Here is a 24,800-nt window from a genome sequence, read left to right as displayed (position 1 = left end):
GCGTTCGCTCTACGCGCCAGGGCTGCACCGCTGCGAGCCCCTGCCGTCACGTACCTCCCTCGGAAGGTGGTTCTGGCATGTCGGCGGGGGTGGGGAGGGTGAGGGTGGTGAGGGCGCCGCCATCGGGGGCGTTGGCGAAGTGGAGTTCGGCGTTGATGAGTTGTGCTTGGCCGGTGGCGATGGTCAGGCCGAGGCCGTGGCCTTTGCCGCGGCGGGAGGTGTGGAAGCGTTGGGGGCCGCTTTCGAGGAGGTCGTCGGGGTAGCCGGCGCCGTGGTCGCGGACGGTGAGGACCGGTCCGCCGACGGTCAGGGTCACGGGCGGCGTGCCGTGGCGGTGGGCGTTGGTGATCAGATTGCCCAGCACGCGCTCCAGGCGGCGCCGGTCGGTCTCCACCCAGGCGTCGCGCAGAACGCGCACCTCGGTCGGCTGCCCGGAGGCCCGTACGACCCGTTCGGCGATGTCTCCGGTCTGGTGGAATTCGAGTTCCGCCTTCTCGGTCCGGGAGTCGAGCCGGGAGATCTCCAGGAGGTCCTCGGTCAGCTTGTGCAGCGCCTGGACGCGGTCGGTGACCATTTCGGTGGGGCGCCCGGGAGGCAGCAGGCCGGCCGCCGCGTGCAGGCCGGCGAGGGGGGTGCGCAGTTCGTGGGCGACGTCGGCGGTGAAGCGCTGTTCGCTGTGCAGCTTGCCCTGCAGAGTGCCGGCCATCGCATCGAGAGCGGCGGAGACCGCGGCGATCTCGTCCAGAGACCGGTCCGGGCCGTCGTCCGTTCTCGGATCGGCGACGCGCGCATCGAGGTCGCCGGCGCTGATCCGGCGGGCGACATCGGCGGTGTGGTGCAGGCGACGGGTCACACGGGAGGACGCGAAAGCGCCCACGGCCACGGAGGTGCCGATGGCCAGGGCAGCGGAGAGGCCGATGGCCTGGTCCAGGCCCCGGATGGTTTCGGCGCCGGCGCTGTAGTCGTATCGGGCAGCCAGAACCTTGCCGCCGGCGGCCGGGACGGCGGCCCACATGGTCGGCGCTTGGGCGAAGGTGCCCAAGGCGGTGCCGCGCTCGCCGCGCCGGGCATTCTCGCGCAGCTCGGCCGGCAGGGCGGGAGGGTTGAGGGCGGAGTACGCCGGCAGGGGCGCACCGTTGGTGTAGTCGCGCTCGGCGGCTTCGAGGCGGGCCAGGGCTTGGGTGCGGGCCTGCTTGACGGTCTGCCCGGTGACGATGGCGTGGACCAGGACGCCGAGCAGCCCGGCCACAAGGCAGCACACGGCTGCCAGGAACAGCACTGACCTCCAGCGCAGTGAGCGAGGCCGGAAGCCCGCCGGCCATCGCGCCGGGAGGCGGCGCCGCTTCGCACGATCAGCGCGAGGTGCGCGATCAGGCCCTACCGGCTGGGTCCCGTGCTCGCCGGACGAGCTGTGGGTCATCGGTGGCCGCCTGGGGAGGGCGTGGCGCCCTTGTCCGCGCGTCGGATCTCGTCGGTGCTTTGTGTCATCGAGCCCAGGCGCGCGTCCCAGACAAGCTCTCGGCGCACGACGTAGTCCGGGGCGTCTGCGGGTTCGGTGACGATCAGCTTGCCGTCGGCCAGGTCCACCGAGCGGGGCGCGACCCCGATGTCGAGGATGCGGGTCAGTTGGCCGTCCATGAAGGCGTAGCAGCGCACGTTCAGAGTGGGGCTTTCCAGGCTGAAGCCGAGGATGAGGTCGTCTTTACCGTCACCTGTCAGGTCCTGGTAGACGGGCTCCAGGACCGGGCAGTCCGGCTTGCCCGCGGTACAGACGGTCTTGTCCAGATACGGCTCCAAGGTGTTCATCGGACCTTCAGTCGTCGCGGCGACCTCCGCGGCGAAGACGTCGGACGGGACCAGGGCGCGGACGTTCCCCGCAGAGGCTCCCCGAACGTTGGGGATCTTCAGGGGAGCCACCGTCACGTCGGCCTGCTCTGTTGACATCGGTGCCGGAGACCGGTGGGGCCACAACCGCTTCGGCGGTGCCACCGTCGCGGCCTTCCCGGCGCTCACCAGCTCCCCACTGGACCCGCACCCCGCCACCGCGGCACAGGCCAGCATCGCCGGCAGGAGGAACAGGCGCCTGACAGGCGCGACCGAAGAGAGCGAGAGCACGGAATTCCCATTTCGGAGCAAGGCGCAGTGAATCTACAGCAATGCCCGAAATGGTTCCATTAGGTCCCGGAACCCCGAGGCGCAGAGTCCGCGCACAAACGCCCCGGGACGACTCAGGGGTGGTAGCGCTCGGTGACGTCGGTGGCCACCCCGTCCGCAACGTGCACCCGGACCTCGACACCGCCCTGCTTGGCGTCCCGCTCCAGTTGTGCGACGGTGCGCGGCTCGGTGCCGTAGCGGACCTTGGTGTCGGTGGAGACGAAGAACGCCTGCTCCTGACCCGACTTCGAGACAACCGTCAGCTTCCCGGGCGCCAGGTACTTCAGGGTGCCCGACAGGGTGCCGGTGACGCCGTGCCGTCCCTGTGCGGCGTCGGCCATCGCCTGCTTCTCTCCCGGAGAAGAAGAGACAGAGGGCTTGGCCGCGACCGTACGGGCCGGGGTGTGGTCCGAGGAGGGCGTGGCGGCGTGGACGGTGGCCGCCGTCGCACCCAGCGCCGTGGCGGCGATCAGCGACGCAGCCGCTATACGCCGGGCCCGAGGACGCTTGAGAGGCGCGATGTTCATATCGGTTCCTGACTGTTCGGTGATCGGGAGGACGAAATGAACGTTACGGAGCATGCTTCTCACCGGCCTCACAACCGTGCAACGGCAGACAATCGCAATACCCACAGCGATGTAACGAAGCCATGCCGCGGCAACGGATGGGGACGGGTCAACCCGTCACAGCGATCCCACAAGATTGCCTTCTACCGTCGGGGCGCGGCTGTCCTCGTGCGGGCTGCCGTCATGGAGTGGAATGGACGGCGAACTCGAACGGCACCGAAAGTGAACTGCACCCACTGCGGCGGGCTTGTGATCCAAGGGCCCGACGGCCGGTGGTGCTGCAACAACTGCGGGGCGAGCGGATGAGCCCGATGAGAACAGAGCGGAGTCCTGCATGTGCGCGGCGAAGCGCCTCGAACGCGTCCTCGTCGTCGATGACGACGCGGTGATCCTGCGTTCCCTTGGACGCGGCCTGCGCCTGAACGGCTTCGCCGTCGCGCTCGCCGAGGACGGCCCGGCCGCCCTGGCCGAACTGGCGGCCACGCCTCCCGACGTGATCGTGCTCGACGTCTCCCTGCCGGGGATGAGCGGCATCGACATCTGCCACTCCCTGCGTACCGACGGGGACGAGGTGCCGGTGCTGATGCTGTCCGCGCTGGACGAGCTGGAGGACCGGGTGGCGGGCCTCCAGGCCGGGGCGGACGACTACCTCGTCAAGCCGTTCGCACTCAAGGAACTGGTGCTCCGGTTGCAGGCCCTGCTGCGCCGCCGTCCGCCCGGTCCGACGGACGCGGTGCGGATCGGTGACCTGGTCCTGGACGCGGCCGCACGGGAGGTGACGTACGCGGGCGCGGAGGTGCGGCTCACCCGGCGGGAGTTCGAGTTGCTGGAGGTACTCGCCCGCAACGCCGGTGTCGTCCTCACCCGTGACCAGCTCCTCGACCGGGTGTGGGGCTACGACTTCGAGGTGCGCACCGACGCCGTCGACACCTTCGTCAGCTACCTCCGGCGCAAGCTGGAGGCCGGGGGCCGGCCGCGCATCGTGCACACCGTCCGCGGAGTGGGCTTCGTGCTGCGGGCGCCCGGGCCGGAGGCCGTGCGATGAGGCTCTCCACACGGATCGCCCTTGCGATGGGTATCGCCCTCCCCTTGCTGGTCCTGGCTTCGGGGGCGCTGTTGCTGCGTCTGGTCACCCATGATGTGCACGCCGAACGTGACGCCCATCTGCGGGAGCGGGCCGCGGTGCTGCTGCCACTGGCCAGGAGTCTGTTGCAGGTGGAGGGCAGCGGTCGGCCCCGGAAGACGGCGAACCACGAGCGCAGGCTGCTCGATGCCGGGCTCGACGTCGGGGTGCGGCTCACATCGGCCGGCGACGGCCAGGCGTCGGGCCGGGTGGTGGCCGAGGCCGGCCCGCAGCCGGTTGACGCCGTACCGCTGCCGCCCGCAACGCTCGAACCGGCGACGGTACGGTCCAAGGGACACTCCTGGCGGGCGCTGTCGGTGCAGGTCCGCGGGGCGAACGCGAAGGCCGGCCGCCAGGGCACGCTGTGGGTGTTCTCCCCCGGATCGGCCGGGAACGCCGAGATCGACACCGTCCAGAACCGCATCGTTCTCGTGGCGTTGATCGCCGCACCGCTGGCCGGGCTGGTCTCCCTGGCCATCGCCGAGCGCGCCACACTGCCGCTGCGGCGGCTCCAGCGTCGGGCCGGCGGCCTGGACCCCGGTACGAATACGGCCCGTCTGGACCACACCCGGTCGCGGATCACCGAGGTGGACGACCTTGCCGGCACCCTCCAGACCGTCCTGACCCGCTACGACGAGCAGGCGGCGCGGACCCAGGAAGCGCTGGCCACCGCCCGCGCCTTCTCCGCGACGGTCTCCCACGAACTGCGCACGCCGCTGATGGGCATGCAGACCAATCTGGACATCCTCACCGACCACCCGGATCTCGACCCGGCCGACCGCGCCGAGATCCTGGACGAACTCCATGCCGGACATCGGCGGCTGATGGGCATGCTGGTAGCGCTCCGCGCGCTGGCCCGAGGGGACCTGGTGGAAGCCGACGCGTTCGCCGTCGTGGACCTCTCCGAACTCGTCGCGGCGGCGGTGGCCGACCTGGCGCGGCACCACCCCGAAGCACGGCTCACCACCCGCCTCGCTCCCGGGCTGAGGCTGAGTGCCTGGGAGACGGGCCTGCGGATGGCGGTCGACAACCTGCTGCGCAACGCGGTCATCCACGGCAGCCGGCCGGGCGCACCGGCCCGGGTCACCGTGACGCTGCGGCCGAGCGGCCGGACGGGCGAAGCGGCCGCCGTGCTCACCGTGGAGGACGACGGTCCGGGCATCGCGCCGCAGGAGCGCGCACAGGTCTTCCAGCGGTTCCGCCGGCGCCCGGGCAGCCCAGGTTCGGGCCTGGGCCTGACCCTGGTGGCGCAGCAGATCGCCCTGCACCGCGGCACGGTGGAGATCACGGAACGTCCGGAGGGGTCCGGCGCCTGTTTCGAGGTGCGGCTGCCCCGGCTCGGTGACGCGCAGAACGACACCCGAACCCTCGAACTTCCGCTGCGCCGCGCCTGGTTGAGCGAGCTTCCGGTACCGGGTCCCGCCCGGGACCCGAGCGAGGGCTGAGTGAGGGCTGTGCGCGTCATCCGGTCCGGAGCCGGGGCCGGGGCTCCCTGGCCACCCGCGCCGTGGCGAGGGTCCTGCCCGCGGAGCACGTCACCGAACGGAACCGGTCGCCGACCTCGGCCACCCAGAACGCATCGGCGACCGTGAGCGCCTGGACCCGCAGGCCGCGCCGCCACCCGCGGAAGGCGACCTCGACGACATCGGCGCCGGGCGGCAGTTGCCCCCACGCCAGCGACCACCGCGTCGCCGAACGGCCACTGTGCCGGCCACCCCGCAGCAGGGACACGCTGAGCGTGGTCATGACGGACACATCGATCAGCCCGGCCCCGCTGTGCACCTCCAGGGCGGGCCGGCCCGCGGAGCCCCGCGCGGTGCGCAGCAGCCAGCCGCTGCGGGGCAGGCGCAGTTCACCGGGCTCGGTGGGGCGGAGGATGGGCGCGCCCGTCAGCAAGTACTCATCCGGCATACAGACACCACCGCATTTCACAGTGCCTCCTGGGTTCAACGCCTGTGGACTTCCACGGCTTCGGGATCCGATGCCTCCGGAATGCGATCCCTCCGGGGCTCCACGGCCAGGAGCCTAGAAGCGTTCCTTGTGGATTCCTTGTGCCGCTCCGTCCCCCTACCGGTCCCACACCGGTCCCAAGGCCCGTCCACCCAAGCCGTAGGGCCCGGCCCCCTCTTCCCCCTTCCCCGGCCCGTACGCCCAGTTTCGTACGGCGCTCCGGCTCACAAGCTCTCCACAAAGAACGCCCCTACGGTCTGCGGCAGACGGCCCGTCCGCGCCCGGTGCGGACACAGCGGCCGTGTCCAACCGCCCCTGGAAAGGAGCACCACCATGCAGCGTCCCAAGACCGCAGTGGCCACCGCCCTCGCCGGACTCGCGCTCACCGGTTCCCTGCTGAGCGCGGCGGCGCCGGCGAACGCGGCGGAAACCGGCGGCGGCCCGGCCGCTTCACCCTCGACGGCGAGGTCGGACCAGCAGCAGCGGCACCCGGGCGGCAAGGGCCTCTGCGCCCGGGTGCCCAGGCTGGAGAAGCGCATCGACCGCGCACTCACCCGGCTCAACGGCGGTGTGCACACCCGTGGTTCCATCGCGCGGATGGCGCAGCGCGTGAAGAAGGCCCGCGCCAGGAACCAGGACGAGGTCGCCACGTTCCTCCAGGACCGGCTCACCCGCCGCAAGCAGCTCAAGCCCACCCTCACCCGTGAGCGCGGCGACCTCAAGGCCGTCGCGGAGTGGTGCTCGACGAGGGACGACGCCAAGGAGAGCAACGGCTCATGAGGCAGGCCCGGCGCGCCGCGCTGCTACTGACGGCGGCGGTCGCGGTACCGGTCCTGGCGGCCACCGGCTGCTCGGGGGACTCCGGCGAGCAGCCGTCGCCCGGGAGTTCCGCCACAAGCGGCGCATCCTCGGCCCCGGACGCCGGCTCGTCGTCCTCGCCCTCCTCACCGTCCTCATCGTCCGACCAGGAAGCGCGGATGCGGAAGAAGGTTGAGGACGCAGAGAAGGCGGCGGACGCGGCCGACTCCGACGCCGCCGACGACCCGCGGTGAGGAGCCTCTGAGAGAGGCCGGGCATCCACGGACTTCCTCCCGGGCCCCGCCCGCGCGGTCATGGGAACGTCATCCCAATGGACGCAGGTCGGCGAGGACTACGTCCGCGGTGTCATCAACGCCTTCAACGAGCGGGGGTTCGACGCGCTGGCCCCAAGAAGGGAGCGGGGGACGCCCCAAGACGATCAGTGACCAGGTGCGCGAGCACATCTGCCTGATTGTCTGGACGTCCCCCGCCGACTTACCTGGCTGAACTGGATCTGGCTGAACTGGGTCCGGGTTCCTCCACGATCACCAACGTGCCGCGGCTACCAGGGCCGACAGCGTGTCGAATACCCGCTGGCACCCGGTACATCTCGCCTGTCTCCACGGCGATCTCGGTGCCCTCCACCAGCAGTTCCAGCCGCCCGTCGAGCACCAGCAGCACCTCATCAGCCTCGTGAACCTCTTCCTGGGCCGGGCTGCTTCCACAATGTGTAAGCAGCCCGCCCATCACAGTCAACGGATGCCGGAAAGCTATCTGAGCAGGGACGATCGTCGGTCGACCGTTCGGTAAAACCTCTCCCCGCCCCCGGCTCGATCACCGGCCGACGATGCGTGACGAGCCACTGGCTAGTGCCGCATCAGGCAATGTTCGCCCTGTCCCCGTCCTCCGATGCTGCAGGGGTTGCGATCAGTCGGTTCGTGATCTCCTCGGCGGTCAGCACGAGTGCGAAGCCTTTGCGCAGGACGGCGAGTTCTGGTTCCTGGAGCGACTCGTCGTCGGTGGCCGTGGTGTCGGATCCGAAGACGACCTTATAGCCGCGTTCGTATGCCTGCCTGGCCGTGGTACCGCAGCAGTAGTTGGTGAGGGTGCCTGTGACGATGACCGTGTCACGGCCGAGGTTGCGCAGCATTGTGTCGAGAGGGGTGTCGTAGAACGCGCCGTAGGAGGACTTGCGGATCAGGGGCTCATCGGGGCGGCGGCCCATCGGAGCCCACACCTCGGCGGGGCCCGGGCGGCGCCAGTCGGTGTCGGCATGCGGGAGAAAGCGCAGGGCGTGCGGCCGGTCCAGTCCGAGATGTGTGTCGTCGAAGATGGTCCAGATCACCGGGATCGAGGCGGCCCTGCAGTCCTCGACCAGCTGCCGCAGTCGGGGTGCCATCCGGGTGGCCGCGGGCACCCAGTAGGGGCTCCACCCGGGGCGGACGAATTCGTCCTGCATGTCGATGACCAGCAGCGCCGTGCGTTCGGGCCGTACGTCAAACGATGCCCGGCCGTGCTCGTAGGCGTCGCGCGCTCGCGTGGTCACCCAATCCTCGGTATACGCCATCCCTGCCCCCTATGTCGATTCGAGGTACCTCGTTTCGATGTGCGAGAGTAGCAGCATGCTGGAACTCGCGATCCTGGGATTCCTGGCCGAGGGGCCACTGCACGGCTACCAACTGCGCCGCCGGATAGCGCACTTGTCTGGTCATGCCCGTCCGGTCAGCGACGGCAGCCTCTATCCGGCGATCAACCGCCTGGTCAAGGCCGGGCTGCTCGACCGCCGAGCCGAGCCAGGCGCCTCGGCCGTCCAGCGGCACACCCTGAACCTGACCGCCGCCGGTCGCACCGAGCTGCTGCGTCGGCTGCGGGAAGCCGACGACCTGGACATCAGCGACAGCACCCGGTATTTCACGGTCCTGGCCTTTCTCTCCCAGCTTCCCGACCTCGCCGACCAGCACGCGGTACTGCGCCGGCGACTGGACTTCCTGGAACAGCCCGCGAGCTTCTTCCGTGATGGCGACCGCCTCCTGGGCGCCGAGGACACCGACGACCCCTACCGCCGCGGCATGCTCACCATCGCCCGCACCACCAGCCGCGCGGAACGGTCGTGGCTACGGGAACTACTGGCCTGACGCCGACACGGCGGGCCCCGCCGGGCTGCATCCGGATGCTCCCTCTGCCCGCGAGAGTTCACCAGTGACGACCGGGTGCGGGATGTGATCCACAACTTCAACGCCGACGGCTTCGACTCTTTGTATCCGAAGTACAAGGGAGGCCGCCCGAAGACGTTCACGCTGCCCGAGCGGCGCGAGATCAAGAAGATCGCGAAGTCCAAGCCGGCCGAACACGATCTGCCGTTCTCGACCTGGAGCCTGTCCAAGCTGGCGGACTTCCTGAATGGACGAGTTCGGCCCGCTCAACCTCATGCCCCATCCGGGTCGGTAGTGGGCCGAGCGTGGCGGCAAGCGCAAGGACCCCGACCGCGAACCGCGCCGACGGCGGCGGGCGACCTACAACCGCCCCGGCGGAGTACGGCACCTGTTCGCTGCCTACGACCTGGCCAAGGACAAGCTCTGCGGCCACATCAAACCGATCAAGAGGCGGACCCAGTTCCTGGAGTTCTGCCGCTACCTGCGCACCCTCTACCCGCCAGAGGTGCGGATCGCTATCGTCTGCGACAACTTCTCCCCCCACCTGACCACGAAGAAGTGCCAACGCGTCGGCACCTGGGCGGCGGCGTACAACGTCGAGATCGCCTACACGCCGACGAACTCCTCCTGGCTCAACCGCATCGAGGCCCAGTTCACCGCCCTGCGCTACTTCACCCTCGACGGCACCGACCATGCTGACCACAAGGAACAGGGCAGCATGATCCGCCGCTACATCATCTGGCGAAACCGCCACGCCGACGACCGGCGACTACGCGCCGTTGTCGACAGGGCGAACGTTGCCTGATGCGGCACTAGAGGCTCGCCGGGCTCGTGGGCCTGATCAGCAGGGCCGCGACCAGGCCCGCGAGCAGCGTGATGCCGACCGACCACCACAGGGCGTCGGTATAGCCGTCCAGGGTTACCTTGTTGATCACATTCGCCAGTTGTGGTGGAACCCCTCGCGCGCTGATGACTTGGCCGTTCCCGGCCGCTTCGGCGAGGGCCGGTGGAAGCCCGTGTGCAGCCTCCAGTCGGGCGGCGATGGCCGAGGTGAGGACGCTGCTGAACAGGGCCGCGCCAAGCACTCCACCCACCTGGCCGGCAGCGCTGGCCACTGCCGCGCCTCCACCTGAGTCCGGCGCGGCGATGCCGGCCGTCGCGAGGGACAGGAGGGGCATCAGGGCCATGCCGAGGCCGAACCCGGCGAGGAGCATGCCGGGCAGGACCAGGGCGCCGTACTCGCTGTCGGGCTTGAGGAAAGTCAGGAGCAACAGGCCGAGCGCGGTGAGCAGGAGACCCGGCACGATCAGGTTGCGCGGCGCTACGCGGTGCAGCAGGCGGCCGGAGACCTGGGTGGAGCCGATGACGATCGCGACGACCGTGGGCAGCATGGCCGTGGCGGTCTGGAGGGGGGAGTAGCCGCGAACGTTCTGCAAGTACGCCATCAGGGCCGGGAAAAGGGCGAGCGTGCCGACGCCGGTCAGGAACAAGGTGAGGAGGGAACCGATGCGATCGCGGTCCTGGCTGATGTGCGGCGGGAGGAGCGGGTCGGCTGCCTTGATCTGCCACCGTACGAAGGCCACGAGCAGGACGACCCCGACCGCGAACAGGGCCAGCACCAGTGGGACCGTCCAGCCGAGCCGGCCCGCCTGGTGGAAGCCGTGGACGAGGGCGGCGATCCCGCCGGAGCCGAGCAGCAGGCCCGGCACGTCGAGGCGGCGTCCGGTGCGGACCGGGCGGTCGTGCACCAGGGTCGCCACACCGACCACGGCGATCAGGGCGAGGGGGACGTCGACGTACAGGCACAAGCGCCAGTCCAGGTTTTCGAGCAGCCACCCGCCGGTGAGCAGGCCCAGCGCCGAGCCGCCGGCGGCGAGAGCGGCGTAGACGCCGAAGGCCCTGCCGCGTGCCTTCGGGTCGGTGAAGTTGGCCGATACCAGGGCGAGTGCGGCCGGCGACAGCAGTGCGGCGAAGGCGCCCTGCAGGGCGCGGGCACCGACCAGCGCGCCGCTGGTGGGGGCCGATCCGCCGATCGCGGCGGCCACCGCGAAGCCGACCAGCCCGGTGATCAACATCCGTTTGCGGCCGAACAGGTCCGCGAGATGCCCGCCGAGCAACAGCAGCCCGCCGAAAGCCAGTTCGTACGCGGTGAACATCAGGCCCAGGTCGTCGGCGGGCATGTTCAGATCGGCCATGATGGACGGCATCGCCATGCGCAGGGACGTCGCGTCGAGCAGCACGAACAACTGCACAAGAGCGACCACAGCCAGGCCCCACCAGCGTCGGGGGTGGGGGAGCGAAGAGTCCTCAAGGTGGGGCGGGGGAGGGGTTGTGGGCCAGGCATGGGGGTCCACGCCCGGGGGTGGTCCGAACCCCTGTGGGGGGACGCGGTGCGCCGGGGCCGTGGGCGAGTACGCGGGCAGCGGGGGTGCCGACGGCTGCGGTGTCCCGGACGGGACGCGTGGGTCCACGTGGGGCACCGGCGCGTGGGCGGGAGTGGCACCGGGTGTGCCAACGGTCGTCTCAGGGGCGTAGTCCAGCAACCGGGCCGCATGACGGCCGAGTTGGGCCAGCACCGCGCCCGGCAGCCACTCCCCGTCCGTGTCCGCCTCCGTGCGGTCCGCGACCTGCTGAAGGGTGGGACGCTTGGCCGGGTCTTTGTCGAGGCACTCGCGTACGAGATCGACCAGCGGCTCCGGTACGCCGGTCAGGTCCGCCTCCTCCTCGGCGATCCGGAAGAGGTGGGCGTTCAGTCCGGTCGCCGTGGCGCCGAAGAGCAGACGTCCCGTGGCGGCGTAGACGAGGACGGCGCCCAGGCAGAACACGTCGCTGGCGGGGGTGAGTTCGAGGCCGCGTACCTGCTCGGGCGACATGAAGCCGGGGGAACCGATGAGCATGCCGGTGCGGGTGTGCAGGCTGTCCCCGGCGAGGGTGTCCATGGCCCGCGCGATGCCGAAGTCGATCACGCGCGGCCCATCCACCGTCACCAGCACATTGGACGGTTTGAGGTCCCGGTGGATCAGGCCCGCCTCGTGCACCGCCCGTAGCGCGAGGGCGAGACGGTTGGCCAGCACCCTCACAGAGTTCTCGGGCAGCGGCCCGAAGTCGTTCGCCACCACGGTGGTCAGGTCGGGCCCGGGAATGTACTGGGTTGCCACCCACGGCACCGCGGCCTCGGTGTCGGCGTCGAGCACGGCCGCCGTCCAGGAGCCGCCCACTCGCCGGGCGGCCGCCACCTCACGGGCGAAGCGCCTGCGGAACTCCGGGTGCTGTGCGTGCTCGTCCTGGACGACCTTGACCGCGACGGTCCGGCCGGCTTCGGAACGGCCCAGGTAGACCAGGCCCATACCGCCTGCGCCCAGGCGGGCGATCAGGCGGTACGGGCCTATGTGCGTCGGGTCTGAGGAGAGCAACTGGTTCACGGTGGAAAGGTAATCCACGGCACGGGCCACGGCACCGGATTCCGCACTTCCTCTCTGGAAACGCGTGAGGGGATGCCGGGAAAGGCGTGAGGCGATGCCGGGATACGCGTGAGGGGATGCCGGGCAGCGCGTGGGGCGATGCGGCGATTCCCGATGGCGCGTCACCCCGAAGGGCCGGCCGGCAATCCCGTGAGCTGCGAAGTCGTACCGGCACTCTGGTCGTCATCGCCGCGATCGCGCTCTCGCTGCCCTGATTCTCGCGGGGAAGCCCGAGGTCATGCTGCCCGCAGGCGGTGGCTGTCACCGTCGAGCAGTGCGCGTACCCGCTCGACCGTGTCCTCGACGCTGTCCCCGCTGGTGTCCAGCACGTGCGGTTCCATCGGGCCGAGGTCGGCGAACTGATTCCACATCAGTTCCAGTGGTCCCTCGTCCACGAGGGCGTCAGGCTCGGTGCGCGCCACGGCACGAGCGAGCGTGACCTCCCGGCGGGGGCGCAGCACGATGTAGTCGACCGGTGTTCGCGGGGCTGCCACCATCGCCGTGCGGAAGTGGTGCAGCATCCAGGGGCCGACGACCCCGTCGACCACCGTGACAAACCCGCCGGACGCGTACGTGAATGCCGCCCCCGCGATCACGGACAGCACTGTCTGGTTCTGCGCGTCGGAGGCGGGCTCGTAGGGAGGGATGGCCCCGGCCACGATGTAGTGCCAGAAGTCATCCGTGTGCAGGTGCACCGCTCGGTCCTGCCGCAGCCCGAGCTGTCGTGCCACGGTCGACTTGCCGGCGCCTGGGGGACCTGCCAGTACCACGATCCTGCCACTCATGCCAGGAAGGCTACCAACTGGGCTCATCCCTCTGCTGATTCGCATGTCTCACGGGACATACCTGCCGGCAGACTGAGCGAACCGGTGTCTGTCGCACCCAGCGCGATGACTGGGTCAGCCGCGGGTTGCGGAGCGGGGGCCGAGGACGGGGCGTAGGAGGGTTTCGAGGTCGGTGCGGGTGGGGGTGTGGGTGCCGGCCAGGCCGCGCAGGGTGAGGCCGTTGAGGGTGGCGGCGGCCGCGGCCGCGGTGGCGGTGACGGGGTTGGTGTAGTGCGTCAGGGTCTGGATGCTCCGCTGGATGTAGCGGTCGGCGATCGGGCGCAGGGCCGGTCGGCGTAGGGCGGCGAGGTAGAGCTCGAACTCCAGGACCTGCTGTTCGCGGTCGGGGCCTAGGCAGCGCAGGAGGACGTCGGCGAGGAGGACCGCGAGGGTGTCGGTGCTCAGGTCGGGGCGCTCGGCGACCCAGTCGTCGAGGTAGGCGGCGTAGCGGTCGACGGACCGGGTGAGGGCGGCGGTGATCAGGTCGTCCTTGGTGGCAAAGTGGTAGCTGGTCGCCCCGAGGGGGACGCCGGCTCGTTCGGCGACGGCGCGGTGGGTCAGGCCCTCGATGCCGCGCTCGGCGATGACCTTCTCCGTGGCCGCGACGATTTCCTCGATCCGCCGTCGCGGATCGCGGCGGCGTCGCGCGGGCCGTGCGGACTCGACCGGCCCGGGGACAGTTCCGGCCAGGGCCGTCCCCGCCCGGTGGTTTCGTGCTCCGGTGGGCCGAGGCCACCGGAACCGGCGGCCGGCGGCGTGGTCCAGGCCGGCTAGCCCGGGCCCGGGCGGGCGGCGGCGAGGTGGGCGTCCACGGCGACGACACCGTCGACGCCCTGGCAGAGGCCCACGACCACCGGGACGAGACGCGGCTCCGGGACGTGACCACGCAGGGTGACGGCCCCATCGAGGACCTCGATCGCGACGGCGCCCGCCTCCAGGCCGAGGATGCGCCCCAGGACGTCCTGCTCGATCTCTCCGCGGATCTCGACGTCGGGGCGGATGAAGGCGTCGAGCAGGTCGCTGCGGCTGACGATGCCGGTGAGGAGCCCGTCGTCGCCGACCACCGGCAACTGCTTGACGTGCCGGCTGCGGAGTTCCCGCGCGGCCCGGGGGATCGTCCAGTCGGCGCGGGCGGTGAAGACCGGGCTGCTCATGAGCGCGCCCGCGGTCCGGGCCTGGGCCTTGGCCCAGGCGCGCTCGTCGTTCCCGGCCTGACCCTGCGGATCGGGCATGCCGGTCTCGTGCCGCAGTACGTCGGACGCGGACACGACGCCGACGGGGGTGCCGTCCTCGTCCACGACCGGGGCCGCGACGATGTCATTCGCGTCCAGGAGGGTTGCGACCTCCTGGACCGTTGTGTTCGGGCGGAGGGTGATGACCTCCTCGGTCATCACGTCACCGACCGTGCGGCGGTGCAGCATGGCATCGGTCTCCTCCGCTGTGCGACGGGGCGGCCGCGGTCGGACCACCCGGGCGGACGACGCGCGACGCGCCGGCCTTCATGGCCCTGCCGGCTCGTCCACGCCGTCTCCCCCTACCCATGACAGCACCGCGCAGCTCCGGCGACCAGTGACGTTCGGCCTCGCGGGGAGGGCCGGCGGGTCCCACGGTCACGAGCGGGGCCGAGCGGGGCGGATGGTTGGTGACCGGGGCAACCATTTACCCGCGCGGGCGGTGAAGCGGGCACGATCGGTGAGAGGTGCCCTGGCCGCACTGCTCTGTGAAGTGCGCAACCGGTGGCGTCCCTGCCCAGTCCTCCACGGGCCGAACCATTCGGGCAGCTCGGGACCACCGCTCAGAGAAGTCGCGAGGGCGAGTAAACACAACCGACGCCCAGGGCCGCGGCGTCGCCTCGAACGTGAGCAGGGCCCGAGCGAAGCTCGCCCGGGCCCTCGGAATCGAACCCGATGACGGCACCGAGAGCGGCACGGGCTTCATGCCCAGCACGGCCGGGATTCCTACCGGGCCCTCGTCGGCCCCGGCACGGGGCGCCGAGTCCCCACCCGATCCGCTCGGCGGCCTGCTTCGTGAAGCGGAGGAGTGGCTGACCGTTGCCTACACCGATGACGAGGAGACGGCCCAGGCGCTCGCGCGCGTGTGTCGGCACAATCGGGGCGGCGCCACGACGTCGCAGCCGTCGAGCCCCGGGGGCGATGAGTGAGCGCCCCGAATCAACTGCGCCGGGCGGCGTCCGCGGCAGGTGCCGTCGCCATCGCCGTCATCCTGGTGGCCGCCCTGGTGGCGTCGGTGGCCGATCAGCGCCCCACGGAAGAAGTTCGAACCTCTTCCCGTCATCTGTGTGATCTGGGGCGTCCTGCTCGGTCCCGCCGCCGTCCTCGCCCCGAGCAGGCTCGCTCGCGCAAAGGCTCACGCGGCGGACGGCTGCCCGAACCGAGCCCGCAGTACGATGCCTAAGCATGATCACAATCAGGGAAGACGGCTACGAGCTCTCCACAGACACAGACCGTCTCGACATCGACTCGATCCACGAGTGGCTTTCGACCGATGCGTTCTGGGCGTTGGGCCGCAGCCGCGAAACAGTCGAGCAGTCGGTACGCGCTTCTCTCAACTTCGCCATCTACGACGCCGCCGGTTCTCAGGTCGCTTATGCGCGTGTCGTCACCGACTGGGCGACCTTCGCCTGGCTTTGCGACGTGTACGTGGCTCCCGCGCATCGCGGTAGAGGTCTTGGCACGTGGATAGCCGGCGCTGTGCGCGACCACCTGGCTCCCTACAAACTCAAGCGCGTCCTGCTCTCCACCCTCGACGCCCACGAGGTCTACTCGAAGGTCGGCTTCGTTTCCTTCCCGAACCCTGAGAACTTGATGATCTTGAGTCCGGCGCAATGACAGGGCGATTGAGGATCTGTCGCTCAGTGGGTTCGGGCCGGCCGCCGCAATCGGCGCGTGGACGACGGCGTGGCGCTCATGAGTCCGGTCGGCGGAACAGTGGGCCCTGGGCCACGGTGCGCCGATCCGTCGCGATCCGTCACGGCCCGTCACGGTCCGTCCTCCTCGTGGAGCCGTACCAGGTGGCCGCGTGGTTCGGGGGCGTGCTCTTCGCGTGCCGCAGTGTGTTTCCACCTCGTCGACGCGAGCGCGTGGACCGCGACCGTGCCGCAGGTCAGGCCCGCAAGGATTCCGGGGCGCCAGTGCGAACTGTTCGCGCTGTGCGGGCCGGTGGCGCCTTCGGCACCTGAGAGGAGATTTCGCCAGGCAGCCAGCAGGGGGCGCATCGCGGTCACCTCCCTCCTCGCTCTGCCGCGTCCACGTGGGTGCGGTCGCCGAGGAGTTCCCAGCGCTGGAGGGCGAGGGGGACATTGCCCTCGCGCCACAGGCGGCTCAGGAAGGAGGGCAGGCTGAAGGCGGCGCCCTCGTGCTGGGCGCAGTCGGTCAGGAGGTCGTGGATCTGGAGCTTGCCGGTGAGGTAGCTCAGTCCCTGGCCCGGGTGCCCGGCGAAGTAGACCGCTTCCTCCCACGCCGTTCGGGGGTCCATCGGGACGCGCTCGGCGAGTTGGGTGGCGGCCTGTTCCAGGGTCAGCTCGCCGAGGGCGAGGGAGATGTCCACCTCTACGCGCAGGGCGCGCAGGCGCATCGCGTTCACCACGAACAGGGCGCTGGCCGGTGCGTCGTCGAACAGCCCGGCCTGCAAGGCGAGTTCCTCCGTGTGGAAGGCGACGCCCTCGTTGGCCGCCGAGTCGTAGTAGTGGCGTCGCAGCGGGTCGGGGTGGCGCCAGGAGAGGGCCGACTGCCAGGCGTGGACGCCCTCGTGGACGACGCCCACCCGCGGGTCGTGGGCCTCGGCGCGTTGGAAGTACGGCAGGTCGGCGCGGGGCGGGCGGATGTAGCGCAGGGCGTCGTCGCCGGGGCGCCGCGCCGAGGCCATGTGGTGAGGGACGCCGAGCCACGTCAGGGGTTCCAGGTAGGGCGGCATGGGGGCGTTGCGGTAGTGGCGCAGGTCGTCGGGGAGATCGATGAGACCTGCGTCGCGCAGGAAGGCCCGGATGTCCTGCTCGGCCGTACGCTGCCGCTCGATCTGCTGCGTGGTGTCAGCCATGAGCGGTGGCTCGGGCAGGTTCCGGTGGCGGCGGCGCAGCACCAGTTCGGCCCCTGCGGCGCGGGCGTATTCCTGGCGGCCCATGTCCCGCAGTCGTTGTACCGGGTACGGCAGGAGGGCCACGCGGTGCAGGAAGTAGGGGAACGCCTCAGGGCCCGGGCTGACCGGGCCCGTGAAGGTCGGCAGACGGTCCCGGAGCCACTCCCGGTAGCCCACCAGCGCCCGTTGTGCGGAGCCCGTGGCGGCGGTGAGCCCTTCGGCCTGTGCGGTGGTCAGGAGCGGGGCAAGTGCCGCCATGGCCGTCCCCAGCGCCTCGTCGGCGGCGTCGAGCAGCCGCAGCGCGTACTGGGCGAAGGGGGCTGCCGCATGCCCGGCGAGGTGGTGTTCGGCCTGCTCCAGGAGTTCCGGTACGCGGCCGAGGAGGGCCACGACGTCCTGGGCCTGCGTGCCGTGCCAGGGGGGTGGCTGGAGCAGCAGGTTGTAGACGGGCACCAGGGCCTGGTCGAGGTAGAAGCACGGGTTGTGGCGCCAGTCGCGCAGCAGGTCCAGTTCCCAATGCGCGCGGGCCAGCGCGGAGCCCAGCAGGGCCGTATCGACCTGGTCGGCGACGGGCGCCGCCGACGTGTCGAGCTCGTCGTGGCGGCGCCTGAACTCCGCCAGGAAACGCCCGCGTTCGGCGACCGCGTCGGGTGACCAGTCGGGCAGCCAGCCGCCCGGTCGCTCGACCCGGTTGATGTCGTCGTAGGAGTCGGGCTGGGTGGACGCACGCCACGTCCAGAACTCCTCGCCCAGGCGGCCGAGTTCGGCCATGGCGCTGCTCATCGGTGTCTCCTCGCTCCCGGGGGTCGGACTGCCTGGTTGTCGGGCGCTCAAGCGGTCAGTGAGACGTTGTACGTCCGCATCCAGCGGTCGACCTCGATCAGCGGCAGCAGCAGGTGCAGATTGTCGGCCATGGTCATCATCTGGGTGCGGCCCGCGGCGAGTTCACGCACCTTGGGCACGTCGAGCAGCCCGGCCAGCGGGGAGTCGGCGTCGTCCAGCACGGCGTCGAGAGCGGCCCGTACGCTCTTGGCGTGGGCCGGCGAGAAGGTGGCGGGGTAGGCGCTCTTGCGGCGTTCGAGCACCTCGCGCGGCAGCAGGTCGGCGGCGGCGGACCGCAGCAGGCTCTTCTCGCGGCCGTCGGCGACCTTCATCTTCCACGGCACGTTCCAGACATACTCAAGGAGCCGGTGGTCGCAGAACGGCACCCGCACCTCCAAGCCGACGGCCATGCTCATCCGGTCCTTGCGGTCGAGGAGGTAGAGGAGCGGTCCCTGCAGGCTCAGGTAGAGGACCTCGCGCATCCGGGCCTGGAGGCCGGACTCGCCCGTCAGGCGCGGCACGCGGGCGCGGAGTGTGGCGTAGCGGTCGCGCTCGTCGTCGTCGGGGCGGATCCGGGCGCGGACGTCGGGAGCCAGGCAGTCGGTGAGCCGGGGGCTGTTGCCGAGCCAGGGGAAGGTGTCGCCCCAGACGGTGGCGCGGTCGAAGAACCAGGGATAGCCGCCGAACACCTCGTCGGCCGCCTCGCCCGACAGCGCGACCGTGGACCGCTCCCGGATCGCCTGGAAGAGCAGGTACATGGAGGAGTCGAACTGGCCGAGGCTGGGCAGGTCGCGGGCGAGGAGCGTCTCCTGTACGACCCCGGGCAGCGCCTCGGGGTCGAGCGTGATCGAGGTGTGGTCGACGCCCAGGTGGGCCGCGGCGGCCAGAGCGAAAGGCGTGTCGCGTTCGGGGCGCAGCGCGGTGGCGCGGAAGTCGTCGTCGGCGCCCTCGAAATCGACGGAGAAGGAGCGCAGTCCCCGCGTGTGATGGGCGGCGGCCAGGGCGGTGATCGCCGACGAGTCCAGGCCGCCCGACAGCAGCGTGCACAGCGGCACGTCCGCCACGAGCTGGTGGACGACGACGTCCTCCAGGATCTCGCGGACCCGGGCCACGGTGGCGGGTCCGTCCTCGTGGTGCTCCCGGCTCACCAGTCGCCAGTAGGGGGTCTCGTGGGCACCGGACCGGTCGACGCGCACCATGTGGCCCGGCTGCACCTGCCGCAGGTCGGTGTAGGGCGTCTCCCACGGCATGGCGAGGCGGGGGTTGAACAGAATGGGGAGCTTGTCCTCGCTGGTGCGCGCCGTGAACAGCGGGTTGGCCAGGATCGCCTTGGGTTCGGAGCCGAACAGCAGGCCGCCGTCGTAGGCGTGGTAGTAGAGGGGTTTGACGCCGAGCCGGTCGCGTACGAGCAGCAGTTCCTCCCGGGCGCCGTCCCAGATCGCGAAGGCGAACATCCCGTTCAGGTGGTCGACGAAGGCGGCGCCCCACTCCAGGTAGGCGTGCAGCACGACCTCGGTGTCGGACAGGGTCTCGAAGCGGTGGCCGCGCGCCGACAGCTCGGCGCGCAGTTCGCGGAAGTTGTAGACCTCGCCGCTGTACGTCAGCACCACCGGCGCCTCGGGACCCCGCCGGTGCGCCACCATGGGCTGCCGGCCGCCCTCCAGGTCGACGATGGCCAGACGCTGGTGGCCGAGGGCGACGTGCGGGGCGAGCCACACCCCGTCGGCATCAGGGCCCCGCCGGTACAGGGAACCGGTCATGGCCTCCACGGTCTGCCGTTCCAGGGTGAGATCCCGGGAGAAGTCGATCCAGCCGGCTATGCCGCACATCGCGCGCTCCTTGTGCAAACGTCAGGGAAGGGTGGGTTGGACGGCGGGCGTCCGCCGCGAGGGGCCCGGCAGGCCGGCGAGGAAGTCGTCGAAGTGGACGAGCCGGTGCCCGTACACGCCGGGGCAGTTCCAGCGCAGATCGAGGCGCGGCGGCCGGTCGGCGTCGTGGAAGTAGACCGCTTCGAGTCCCTGCCCCTGGCCGAACGCGAGCACGGGGTTGGCGGTCAGGAAGTCGCGGACGGCCGCGGTGTCCCGGCGGGCCCGCAGCACCAGCCGCTTGGCGCCGAAGTGGTTGCCGGGCAGGGCCACTTCGGGGTGCATCTTGCGTTTGAACTGGAAGATCCCCTTGCTCAGGAACGGCTCGCACCCCGACAGGTCCACCCGCCGCAGACCCTGCTCGGCCGCCCACTGCAGGATCAGCACGTACATCGCCATGTAGGTGCCGGAGCGGTACGGGTGGGTGCTGCCTTCGTCCACGCCGGCCAGGCGGACGACCAGGGTCCGGCCTTCGAGGCGGCACAGCATCCCCGCCACGCGGTGGTCCGACTCGCGCAGGAAGAAGAGCACGCCGCGCCGGAAGAGGCACACCCGCGCGCTCTCCCGGTCCTCCGAGCGGGCCGCGTCGCCGTGTCTGTTCTCCATGGTCGGCCGGTGCATACGGTCGTAGAAGAACGCGAAGTCGGCCTCGCCGGTGGCCACTTCCAACGTGCGGTGGTGGGAGCGGAGCTCGCGTGCGTGCTGCTGACGGGCCTTGCGGGAGAGCCTGTGCAGGACGTCCTGCGGGTCGGGCCCGACCGGCACCGTCAGGGTGACCCGGAACGGCAGCAGCAGGCTGTGCCGCGGTGGCCGGGCCGGGGCGCGGTCGCCCAGCACACCGACCGCGAGGAGGTCGGCGCCCGGAGCGGCGCGGCCGCCCGCGAGGTCGGCCCAGGTCGTGGCCTGTCGGGTGCGATGCGAGGGGGTACCGCGCCGCTGCTCCAGGAAGGGCAGTACGTGCGTCAGGCCCTGAGGCAGACCGCCGTACGCCAACACCGGTCCGTCGCCGTCCGGTTGGGACAGGGTGACGTGGGGCCGGGTGGCGACGGCGGCGTCGGCCAGCGTGTGGGCCCGCACGATGCGCGGGTCGGCGCTGTTGTTCCAGACGTACCGCCAGTTCGGTGGGATCACTCGGCCTTCACCGTGTCCCCGGAGGTCAGTCCGTAGCCGGTGGGCACGGAACCCAGGGCGGCGTCGCGGTGCACGACCCGATTGCGGTCGTCCACGAAGACCACGTGGGGTTCGAGCTTGGCGGCCTCGGCATCCGGCACCGTCGCGTAGGCGATGATGATGACGAGGTCGCCGTTCTGGACGAGGCGGGCCGCGGCGCCGTTGACGCCGATGACGCCACTGCCCCGGGGCCCCTCGATCACATAGGTCTCCAGCCGGTTCCCGTTGTCGATGTCCACGAGATGGATCAGCTCACCGGGGAGCAGGTCGGCGGCGTCCATCAGATCGGCGTCGATGGTGAGGGAGCCGACGTAGTGCAGATCGCACTGGGTGACCGTGGCGCGGTGGATCTTGGACTTGAGCATCGTACGGAACATCGTGTGTCGCCTCTCGAAGCCTCGTGGTCTCTTGGATCGGGTCTAGGCGTGGGCGGCCGCGAGGACGGCCTTGGCGAGGCCGTCCGCGCTGTCGACGCGGATGAGGTGCTCGTCGCGCAGCGGGGCGAGCAGCTCGTCGCTGTAGTAGCCGGAGGCGTGCACCACCACGTCGGTGTCCGCGGCGACCAGGCCGCGCTCGCGCGCCACGAGTACGCCGGTGAGCGCCTTCACCAGGGACCATTCGCGGATCAGGGCGGGGTCCTCGGCGATGGTGATGCCGGCCTCGGCGGCGAGCGAACGCACCTGGTCGAACTTGTCGAGGCACTCCCGGCGGGAGACCACGACACCGCCGCCGCCGTGGCGCGCGACGATCTCGTTGACCTGCGGACGCGTCGGCGGCTCCTTGGTGTAGAAGGTGGCGTCGATCACCTCCTGCGGATGGTCCGTGACCGCGGGGAACTCGGCCAGCGCGGACTGCCGCCACAGCCCGGAGCCCTGGTCGTAGGCGTAGTCGGGAACCTTGGTGCCGAGCAGGCTGGTCACCATGTCGGCCGTGGCGAGCTGCTGGATCAGGAAGAAGCCGGGGTGCCGGGCGGGTGCCGTGAAGCCGGCCAGTCCCTCGGTGAGCAGCTCGTGGCCGAGGTGGTAGCCGAGCAGGCCGAAGGCGCTGGAGACGGCGTGGGCGTGCACGCGGGGCGCGGACTCTCCGGTGAGGGGCAGCAGTTCGGCCTCGACGAAGGCGCGTACCGCGTCCGCGATGCGGTAGTTGTCGATGTCGAGGGTGTACCAGACGCGGAAGCCGGTGGTGTCGAAGATCTCTGCGGCGTACCGTTCCACGACCTCGCTGCTGAGCAGCTTCACGTCGGCCGGCCGCTCGACATCGGCGAGGACCACCGGGTTCGCCGTGCGCAGCGGCTGCTCGGCGGTCAACGGGCAGTCGCGCAGCTTGGTGCGCGACGGCTCGGGGGCGAGCATGGCGATGCGCAGCTCGTCGGGTGTGGCGAGGCCGGTCGCGTAGGCGCGGGCCACGGCGTCCCGCAGCGCCGTTCCCTTGTTGCCGGAGGTCGGCGTGAGCAGCAGCACCCGCTCGCCGGTGCGGCGGATGTGAGCGGCGGCGCGGGCGATCATCAGCAGGGACGCGACGGTCTTCGTCGTCCGCGCGCCGGGGTTGCGCATCAGGTCCAGGAGGTACGTATGCGGCTGCACCGGTGTCAGACCGACGTCGGTGACCTCGGTGAACTTCGTGAACGCGGCGTCCTTCTCGTCGAGTTCCAGCGCGATCGCCGACGGCGTGGCGCGCTGGGCACCGACCTTGCGCGCGGCCGCCCGGACCTCCTGGAAGTACCGGTCGAGGACGTTGCGCACGACGCCGCCGGTACCGGCTGTCTGGCTCGCAGCAGACATGGGGGATCCACTCCTTCGGGGAATCTGTTCGTGACCTGGATCGTCAGGGTCGGGAGATCAGCGGGTGGAGATCTGGCGGGGGGAGATCAGGTTCAGAGGCCGGAGGCCGGTGTGGTCGAGAGCTCCGCGACGATGGCCTCCTCCACGGCCTGCGCGAGTCGCCTGACCGTGGGGGAGTCGAAGAGGACGCGGACCGAGAGGTCCACGTCGAAGACCTGCCGGAGGCGGCCGAGTACCCGCATGGCGCGCAGGGAGTTGCCGCCGAGGTCGAGGAAGGTGTCGTCGATACCGATGTGTTCGGGCTCCCGCTCCAGGGCCTCGGCCCAGATGTCCCGGATGAGGACCTGCTGCGGGTTCTGCGCCGGGACGTGCGGAGTGGAGGCGTCGCGCCACGCCCGGTCGGGCCGGGGCAGCGCGGCGCGGTCGACCTTGCCGTTCTTGTTGAGCGGCAGCTCCGCCAGGGGCATCAGCGCACCGGGGACCATGTAGTCGGGCAGCCGCTGCCCGGCAAAGGCGCGCAGTTCCGCGACGGCCGGCAGCGCGCCGCCCGGCCGGGGCACCAGATAGGTGGTCAGCGTCCAGGTGCCGTCGCCCGCCTGGTGGGCGACGGTCGCGGCCTCGCGTACCTCCGGGTGCGCGGTGAACGCCGCGTCCACCTCGGTCGGTTCCACCCGGTGGCCGCGGACCTTGACCTGGTCGTCGGCCCGGCCGACGAACTCCAGCTCGCCGGTGCTGGTCCGGCGTACGACATCGCCGGTGCGGTACATCCGGCCGCCCGGGGCGCCGTGCGGATCGGGCAGGAAGCGCTCGGCGGTCAGCTCCGGCCGTCCGAGATAGCCCCGGCTGACGCCCGTGCCGGCGAGGTACAGCTCACCGGGCTGCCCGTCCGCGACCGGGCCGAGGTGCTCGTCCAGGACGTGAGCGCGCACGCCGGGGAGGGGACGGCCCAGCGGCGGGGAGTCCGGCCATCGCTCCAGGCCCCCGGTGAGGGGGCAGGCGGTGGCCTGGTGTGTCTCCGAAGGGCCGTACTGGTTCTCCAGCACGGCGCCGGGCAACGCCCCCATGAAGTCCCGGACTTCCGGCGTCAGGCGTAGCGGTTCGCCCGCCGAGACGATTTCCGTCAGGGCCAGCCGGCGCGTCCGGGCCTCGTCCTGGAGGGCGGCGTGCGCGAGCTGGCGCAGAAAGGCCGGGGAGAGGTAGATCCGCTGCACGCGCTCGCGCACCATCAGGTCGAGCAGCGCCGACGGGTCCTGCCGGTGCTCCTCCCGCACCAGGACCAGCGAGCCGCCGCTGAGCAGGGCACCGAAGATCTCCTGGAGGGAGACGTCGAAGCCGAGCGAGGTGAACTGCAGGAAGACCTCGGGCCCGGGGACGCGGTGCACCGCCCACTCGGCCACCTTCCGGATGCTTTCCGAGGGCAGGCCGATGCCTTTGGGGCGGCCCGTGGACCCCGAGGTGAACAGGACGCAGCGCAGCCCCTGCTCGGGCAGGGACCTGGCGGGGCGGGTCGGGGGGCACGCCGCCACGGCGGTCGCGATCTCCTCGCACGGCAGCACCGGGAGGGGCAGGCCCTGGAACGCCTCGGTGTGGGCCCGTTCGGTGAGCACGAGCAGCGCCCCGCACGCGGCCAGGTTGTCCCGCAGCCGCCGCGCGGGATGGCCCGGATCCATCGGCAGGAACGCGCCACCGGCCTTGAGGACGGCGAGCATCGCGACGAAAACCTCGGGGCGCCGGTCCATGCACAGGCCGACGACCGCCTCGGGGCCGACGCCGCGCCGCTGGAGCAGGTGGGCCAACCGGTTGGCACGGGCGTCCAGTTCGCCGTACGTCACCCGCTCCTGGCCGGCCACCAGCGCGATGGCGTCGGCGTCGGATCCCGCCCGTTCCTCGAAACGCTCGATGATGTCCAAGGCGACTCCTTGTCCACGGACACTGCGATGTCACGGACCCAGCCACCGGGCTGAGTGACAGACGCGGATCAGTTGATCGCCCAACAGCATCAGCGGCCCTCATCGGCGAGAACAACATCGATTGAACG

23 protein-coding genes and 1 pseudogene are annotated in these 24,800 nt (G+C 70.9%); 8 read left to right on the top strand and 16 right to left on the bottom strand.

Features of this window, described 5'->3' with window-relative positions:
- Positions 1-46: 46 nt before the first annotated feature.
- The 3 genes from ACZ45Z_RS08260 to ACZ45Z_RS08250 form a co-directional block, all read right to left on the bottom strand.
- Complete coding sequence (locus ACZ45Z_RS08260) at positions 47-1,420, bottom strand: ATP-binding protein (protein WP_468358022.1); 1,374 nt, start codon at positions 1,418-1,420, stop codon at positions 47-49.
- On the bottom strand, positions 1,417-1,944 hold the full coding sequence (locus ACZ45Z_RS08255) for a hypothetical protein (protein ID WP_468358019.1): 528 nt from the start codon (positions 1,942-1,944) through the stop codon (positions 1,417-1,419). Before ACZ45Z_RS08255 ends, ACZ45Z_RS08260 begins: the two co-directional genes overlap by 4 nt.
- A gap of 284 nt (positions 1,945-2,228) precedes the next feature.
- Positions 2,229-2,681 (bottom strand): hypothetical protein, encoded by a 453-nt coding sequence (locus ACZ45Z_RS08250; protein WP_468358016.1) that lies wholly within the window; start codon positions 2,679-2,681, stop codon positions 2,229-2,231.
- Between the two features lie 373 nt (positions 2,682-3,054).
- Between ACZ45Z_RS08250 and ACZ45Z_RS08245 the strand changes: the two genes are divergently transcribed.
- A complete protein-coding gene (locus ACZ45Z_RS08245; protein WP_468358013.1) occupies positions 3,055-3,765 on the top strand; it encodes a response regulator transcription factor in 711 nt (236 codons plus the stop codon).
- Positions 3,762-5,288, top strand: coding sequence for a sensor histidine kinase (locus ACZ45Z_RS08240; protein WP_468358010.1), 1,527 nt, complete (start codon positions 3,762-3,764; stop codon positions 5,286-5,288). Before ACZ45Z_RS08245 ends, ACZ45Z_RS08240 begins: the two co-directional genes overlap by 4 nt.
- Before the next feature lie 16 nt (positions 5,289-5,304).
- Here the strand turns inward: ACZ45Z_RS08240 and ACZ45Z_RS08235 are convergent, their stop codons facing one another.
- A complete protein-coding gene (locus tag ACZ45Z_RS08235) occupies positions 5,305-5,754 on the bottom strand; it encodes a hypothetical protein (RefSeq protein ID WP_468358007.1) in 450 nt (149 codons plus the stop codon).
- Between the two features lie 372 nt (positions 5,755-6,126).
- On the opposite strand from ACZ45Z_RS08235, the gene ACZ45Z_RS08230 reads away from it, so the two are divergent.
- Genes ACZ45Z_RS08230 through ACZ45Z_RS08220 form a run of 3 tightly spaced genes read left to right on the top strand, consistent with a single transcriptional unit; the run spans position 6,127 to position 7,037 of the window.
- The gene (locus ACZ45Z_RS08230; RefSeq protein ID WP_468358004.1) at positions 6,127-6,573 is read left to right on the top strand and encodes a hypothetical protein; all 447 of its coding nucleotides are present in this window, start codon (positions 6,127-6,129) and stop codon (positions 6,571-6,573) included.
- Complete coding sequence (locus ACZ45Z_RS08225) at positions 6,570-6,845, top strand: hypothetical protein (RefSeq protein ID WP_468358001.1); 276 nt, start codon at positions 6,570-6,572, stop codon at positions 6,843-6,845. The genes ACZ45Z_RS08230 and ACZ45Z_RS08225 overlap by 4 nt, the downstream gene beginning before the upstream one ends.
- 60 nt (positions 6,846-6,905) lie before the next feature.
- Positions 6,906-7,037, top strand: a complete 132-nt coding sequence (locus ACZ45Z_RS08220; RefSeq protein WP_468357998.1) for a hypothetical protein — start codon at positions 6,906-6,908, stop codon at positions 7,035-7,037.
- Between the two features lie 49 nt (positions 7,038-7,086).
- Here ACZ45Z_RS08220 and ACZ45Z_RS08215 read toward each other — a convergent pair whose 3' ends face one another.
- Both ACZ45Z_RS08215 and ACZ45Z_RS08210 read right to left on the bottom strand, forming a co-directional pair.
- On the bottom strand, positions 7,087-7,338 hold the full coding sequence (locus ACZ45Z_RS08215) for a cupin domain-containing protein (protein WP_468357995.1): 252 nt from the start codon (positions 7,336-7,338) through the stop codon (positions 7,087-7,089).
- Between the two features lie 130 nt (positions 7,339-7,468).
- On the bottom strand, positions 7,469-8,137 hold the full coding sequence (locus ACZ45Z_RS08210; RefSeq protein ID WP_468357993.1) for a cysteine hydrolase family protein: 669 nt from the start codon (positions 8,135-8,137) through the stop codon (positions 7,469-7,471).
- Positions 8,138-8,213: 76 nt separating this feature from the next.
- Between ACZ45Z_RS08210 and ACZ45Z_RS08205 the strand changes: the two genes are divergently transcribed.
- Positions 8,214-8,726 carry a PadR family transcriptional regulator gene (locus ACZ45Z_RS08205; RefSeq protein WP_468357990.1) on the top strand — a complete coding sequence of 171 codons (513 nt, stop codon included), beginning with the start codon at positions 8,214-8,216 and terminating at the stop codon, positions 8,724-8,726.
- A 57-nt stretch (positions 8,727-8,783) separates the two neighbouring features.
- Positions 8,784-9,549: pseudogene (locus tag ACZ45Z_RS08200) on the top strand (transposase); the annotation flags it as partial.
- 7 nt (positions 9,550-9,556) lie between these two features.
- Here the strand turns inward: ACZ45Z_RS08200 and ACZ45Z_RS08195 are convergent.
- The 4 genes from ACZ45Z_RS08195 to ACZ45Z_RS08180 all read right to left on the bottom strand — a co-directional run bounded on the left by ACZ45Z_RS08195 (position 9,557) and on the right by ACZ45Z_RS08180 (position 14,450).
- The gene (locus ACZ45Z_RS08195; protein ID WP_468357987.1) at positions 9,557-12,166 is read right to left on the bottom strand and encodes an MFS transporter; all 2,610 of its coding nucleotides are present in this window, start codon (positions 12,164-12,166) and stop codon (positions 9,557-9,559) included.
- Between the two features lie 275 nt (positions 12,167-12,441).
- Complete coding sequence (locus ACZ45Z_RS08190; protein ID WP_468357984.1) at positions 12,442-12,990, bottom strand: AAA family ATPase; 549 nt, start codon at positions 12,988-12,990, stop codon at positions 12,442-12,444.
- A gap of 114 nt (positions 12,991-13,104) precedes the next feature.
- Positions 13,105-13,638 (bottom strand): TetR/AcrR family transcriptional regulator, encoded by a 534-nt coding sequence (locus ACZ45Z_RS08185; protein WP_468358729.1) that lies wholly within the window; start codon positions 13,636-13,638, stop codon positions 13,105-13,107.
- 161 nt (positions 13,639-13,799) lie between these two features.
- Complete coding sequence (locus ACZ45Z_RS08180) at positions 13,800-14,450, bottom strand: CBS domain-containing protein (RefSeq protein ID WP_468357981.1); 651 nt, start codon at positions 14,448-14,450, stop codon at positions 13,800-13,802.
- A gap of 996 nt (positions 14,451-15,446) precedes the next feature.
- Here ACZ45Z_RS08180 and ACZ45Z_RS08175 point away from each other — a divergent pair.
- Entirely contained in the window at positions 15,447-15,878 is a 432-nt protein-coding gene (locus ACZ45Z_RS08175; RefSeq protein WP_468357979.1) for a GNAT family N-acetyltransferase, read from the top strand.
- 391 nt (positions 15,879-16,269) lie between these two features.
- On the opposite strand, the gene ACZ45Z_RS08170 is transcribed toward ACZ45Z_RS08175, so the two are convergent.
- From ACZ45Z_RS08170 to ACZ45Z_RS08145, 6 genes are all read right to left on the bottom strand, one after another.
- The gene (locus ACZ45Z_RS08170) at positions 16,270-17,907 is read right to left on the bottom strand and encodes a DUF885 family protein (RefSeq protein WP_468357976.1); all 1,638 of its coding nucleotides are present in this window, start codon (positions 17,905-17,907) and stop codon (positions 16,270-16,272) included.
- 47 nt (positions 17,908-17,954) lie between these two features.
- Positions 17,955-19,775, bottom strand: coding sequence for an asparagine synthase (glutamine-hydrolyzing) (asnB, locus tag ACZ45Z_RS08165; protein ID WP_468357973.1), 1,821 nt, complete (start codon positions 19,773-19,775; stop codon positions 17,955-17,957).
- 21 nt (positions 19,776-19,796) lie between these two features.
- Complete coding sequence (locus ACZ45Z_RS08160) at positions 19,797-20,942, bottom strand: GNAT family N-acetyltransferase (protein WP_468357970.1); 1,146 nt, start codon at positions 20,940-20,942, stop codon at positions 19,797-19,799.
- On the bottom strand, positions 20,939-21,358 hold the full coding sequence (gene panD, locus ACZ45Z_RS08155) for an aspartate 1-decarboxylase (protein WP_468357967.1): 420 nt from the start codon (positions 21,356-21,358) through the stop codon (positions 20,939-20,941). Before panD ends, ACZ45Z_RS08160 begins: the two co-directional genes overlap by 4 nt.
- 42 nt (positions 21,359-21,400) lie before the next feature.
- Entirely contained in the window at positions 21,401-22,762 is a 1,362-nt protein-coding gene (locus ACZ45Z_RS08150) for a DUF6002 family protein (RefSeq protein ID WP_468357964.1), read from the bottom strand.
- Positions 22,763-22,854: 92 nt separating this feature from the next.
- A complete protein-coding gene (locus ACZ45Z_RS08145) occupies positions 22,855-24,672 on the bottom strand; it encodes a non-ribosomal peptide synthetase (protein WP_468357961.1) in 1,818 nt (605 codons plus the stop codon).
- Between the last annotated feature and the right edge of the window lie 128 nt (positions 24,673-24,800).

The organism is Streptomyces sp. NPDC031210, from assembly GCF_055570395.1.
This window is presented reverse-complemented; position numbering and strand designations above follow the sequence as displayed.

Coding starts and splice junctions, on each gene's coding strand:
- ACZ45Z_RS08260 (WP_468358022.1), bottom strand. CDS start 1,420: ATGACCCACAGCTCGTCCGGCGAGCACGGGACCCAGCCGGTAGGGCCT.
- ACZ45Z_RS08255 (WP_468358019.1), bottom strand. CDS start 1,944: ATGTCAACAGAGCAGGCCGACGTGACGGTGGCTCCCCTGAAGATCCCC.
- ACZ45Z_RS08250 (WP_468358016.1), bottom strand. CDS start 2,681: ATGAACATCGCGCCTCTCAAGCGTCCTCGGGCCCGGCGTATAGCGGCT.
- ACZ45Z_RS08245 (WP_468358013.1), top strand. CDS start 3,055: ATGTGCGCGGCGAAGCGCCTCGAACGCGTCCTCGTCGTCGATGACGAC.
- ACZ45Z_RS08240 (WP_468358010.1), top strand. CDS start 3,762: ATGAGGCTCTCCACACGGATCGCCCTTGCGATGGGTATCGCCCTCCCC.
- ACZ45Z_RS08235 (WP_468358007.1), bottom strand. CDS start 5,754: ATGCCGGATGAGTACTTGCTGACGGGCGCGCCCATCCTCCGCCCCACC.
- ACZ45Z_RS08230 (WP_468358004.1), top strand. CDS start 6,127: ATGCAGCGTCCCAAGACCGCAGTGGCCACCGCCCTCGCCGGACTCGCG.
- ACZ45Z_RS08225 (WP_468358001.1), top strand. CDS start 6,570: ATGAGGCAGGCCCGGCGCGCCGCGCTGCTACTGACGGCGGCGGTCGCG.
- ACZ45Z_RS08220 (WP_468357998.1), top strand. CDS start 6,906: ATGGGAACGTCATCCCAATGGACGCAGGTCGGCGAGGACTACGTCCGC.
- ACZ45Z_RS08215 (WP_468357995.1), bottom strand. CDS start 7,338: ATGGGCGGGCTGCTTACACATTGTGGAAGCAGCCCGGCCCAGGAAGAG.
- ACZ45Z_RS08205 (WP_468357990.1), top strand. CDS start 8,214: ATGCTGGAACTCGCGATCCTGGGATTCCTGGCCGAGGGGCCACTGCAC.
- ACZ45Z_RS08190 (WP_468357984.1), bottom strand. CDS start 12,990: ATGAGTGGCAGGATCGTGGTACTGGCAGGTCCCCCAGGCGCCGGCAAG.
- ACZ45Z_RS08180 (WP_468357981.1), bottom strand. CDS start 14,450: ATGCTGCACCGCCGCACGGTCGGTGACGTGATGACCGAGGAGGTCATC.
- ACZ45Z_RS08175 (WP_468357979.1), top strand. CDS start 15,447: ATGATCACAATCAGGGAAGACGGCTACGAGCTCTCCACAGACACAGAC.
- ACZ45Z_RS08170 (WP_468357976.1), bottom strand. CDS start 17,907: ATGAGCAGCGCCATGGCCGAACTCGGCCGCCTGGGCGAGGAGTTCTGG.
- asnB (WP_468357973.1), bottom strand. CDS start 19,775: ATGTGCGGCATAGCCGGCTGGATCGACTTCTCCCGGGATCTCACCCTG.
- panD (WP_468357967.1), bottom strand. CDS start 21,358: ATGTTCCGTACGATGCTCAAGTCCAAGATCCACCGCGCCACGGTCACC.
- ACZ45Z_RS08150 (WP_468357964.1), bottom strand. CDS start 22,762: ATGTCTGCTGCGAGCCAGACAGCCGGTACCGGCGGCGTCGTGCGCAAC.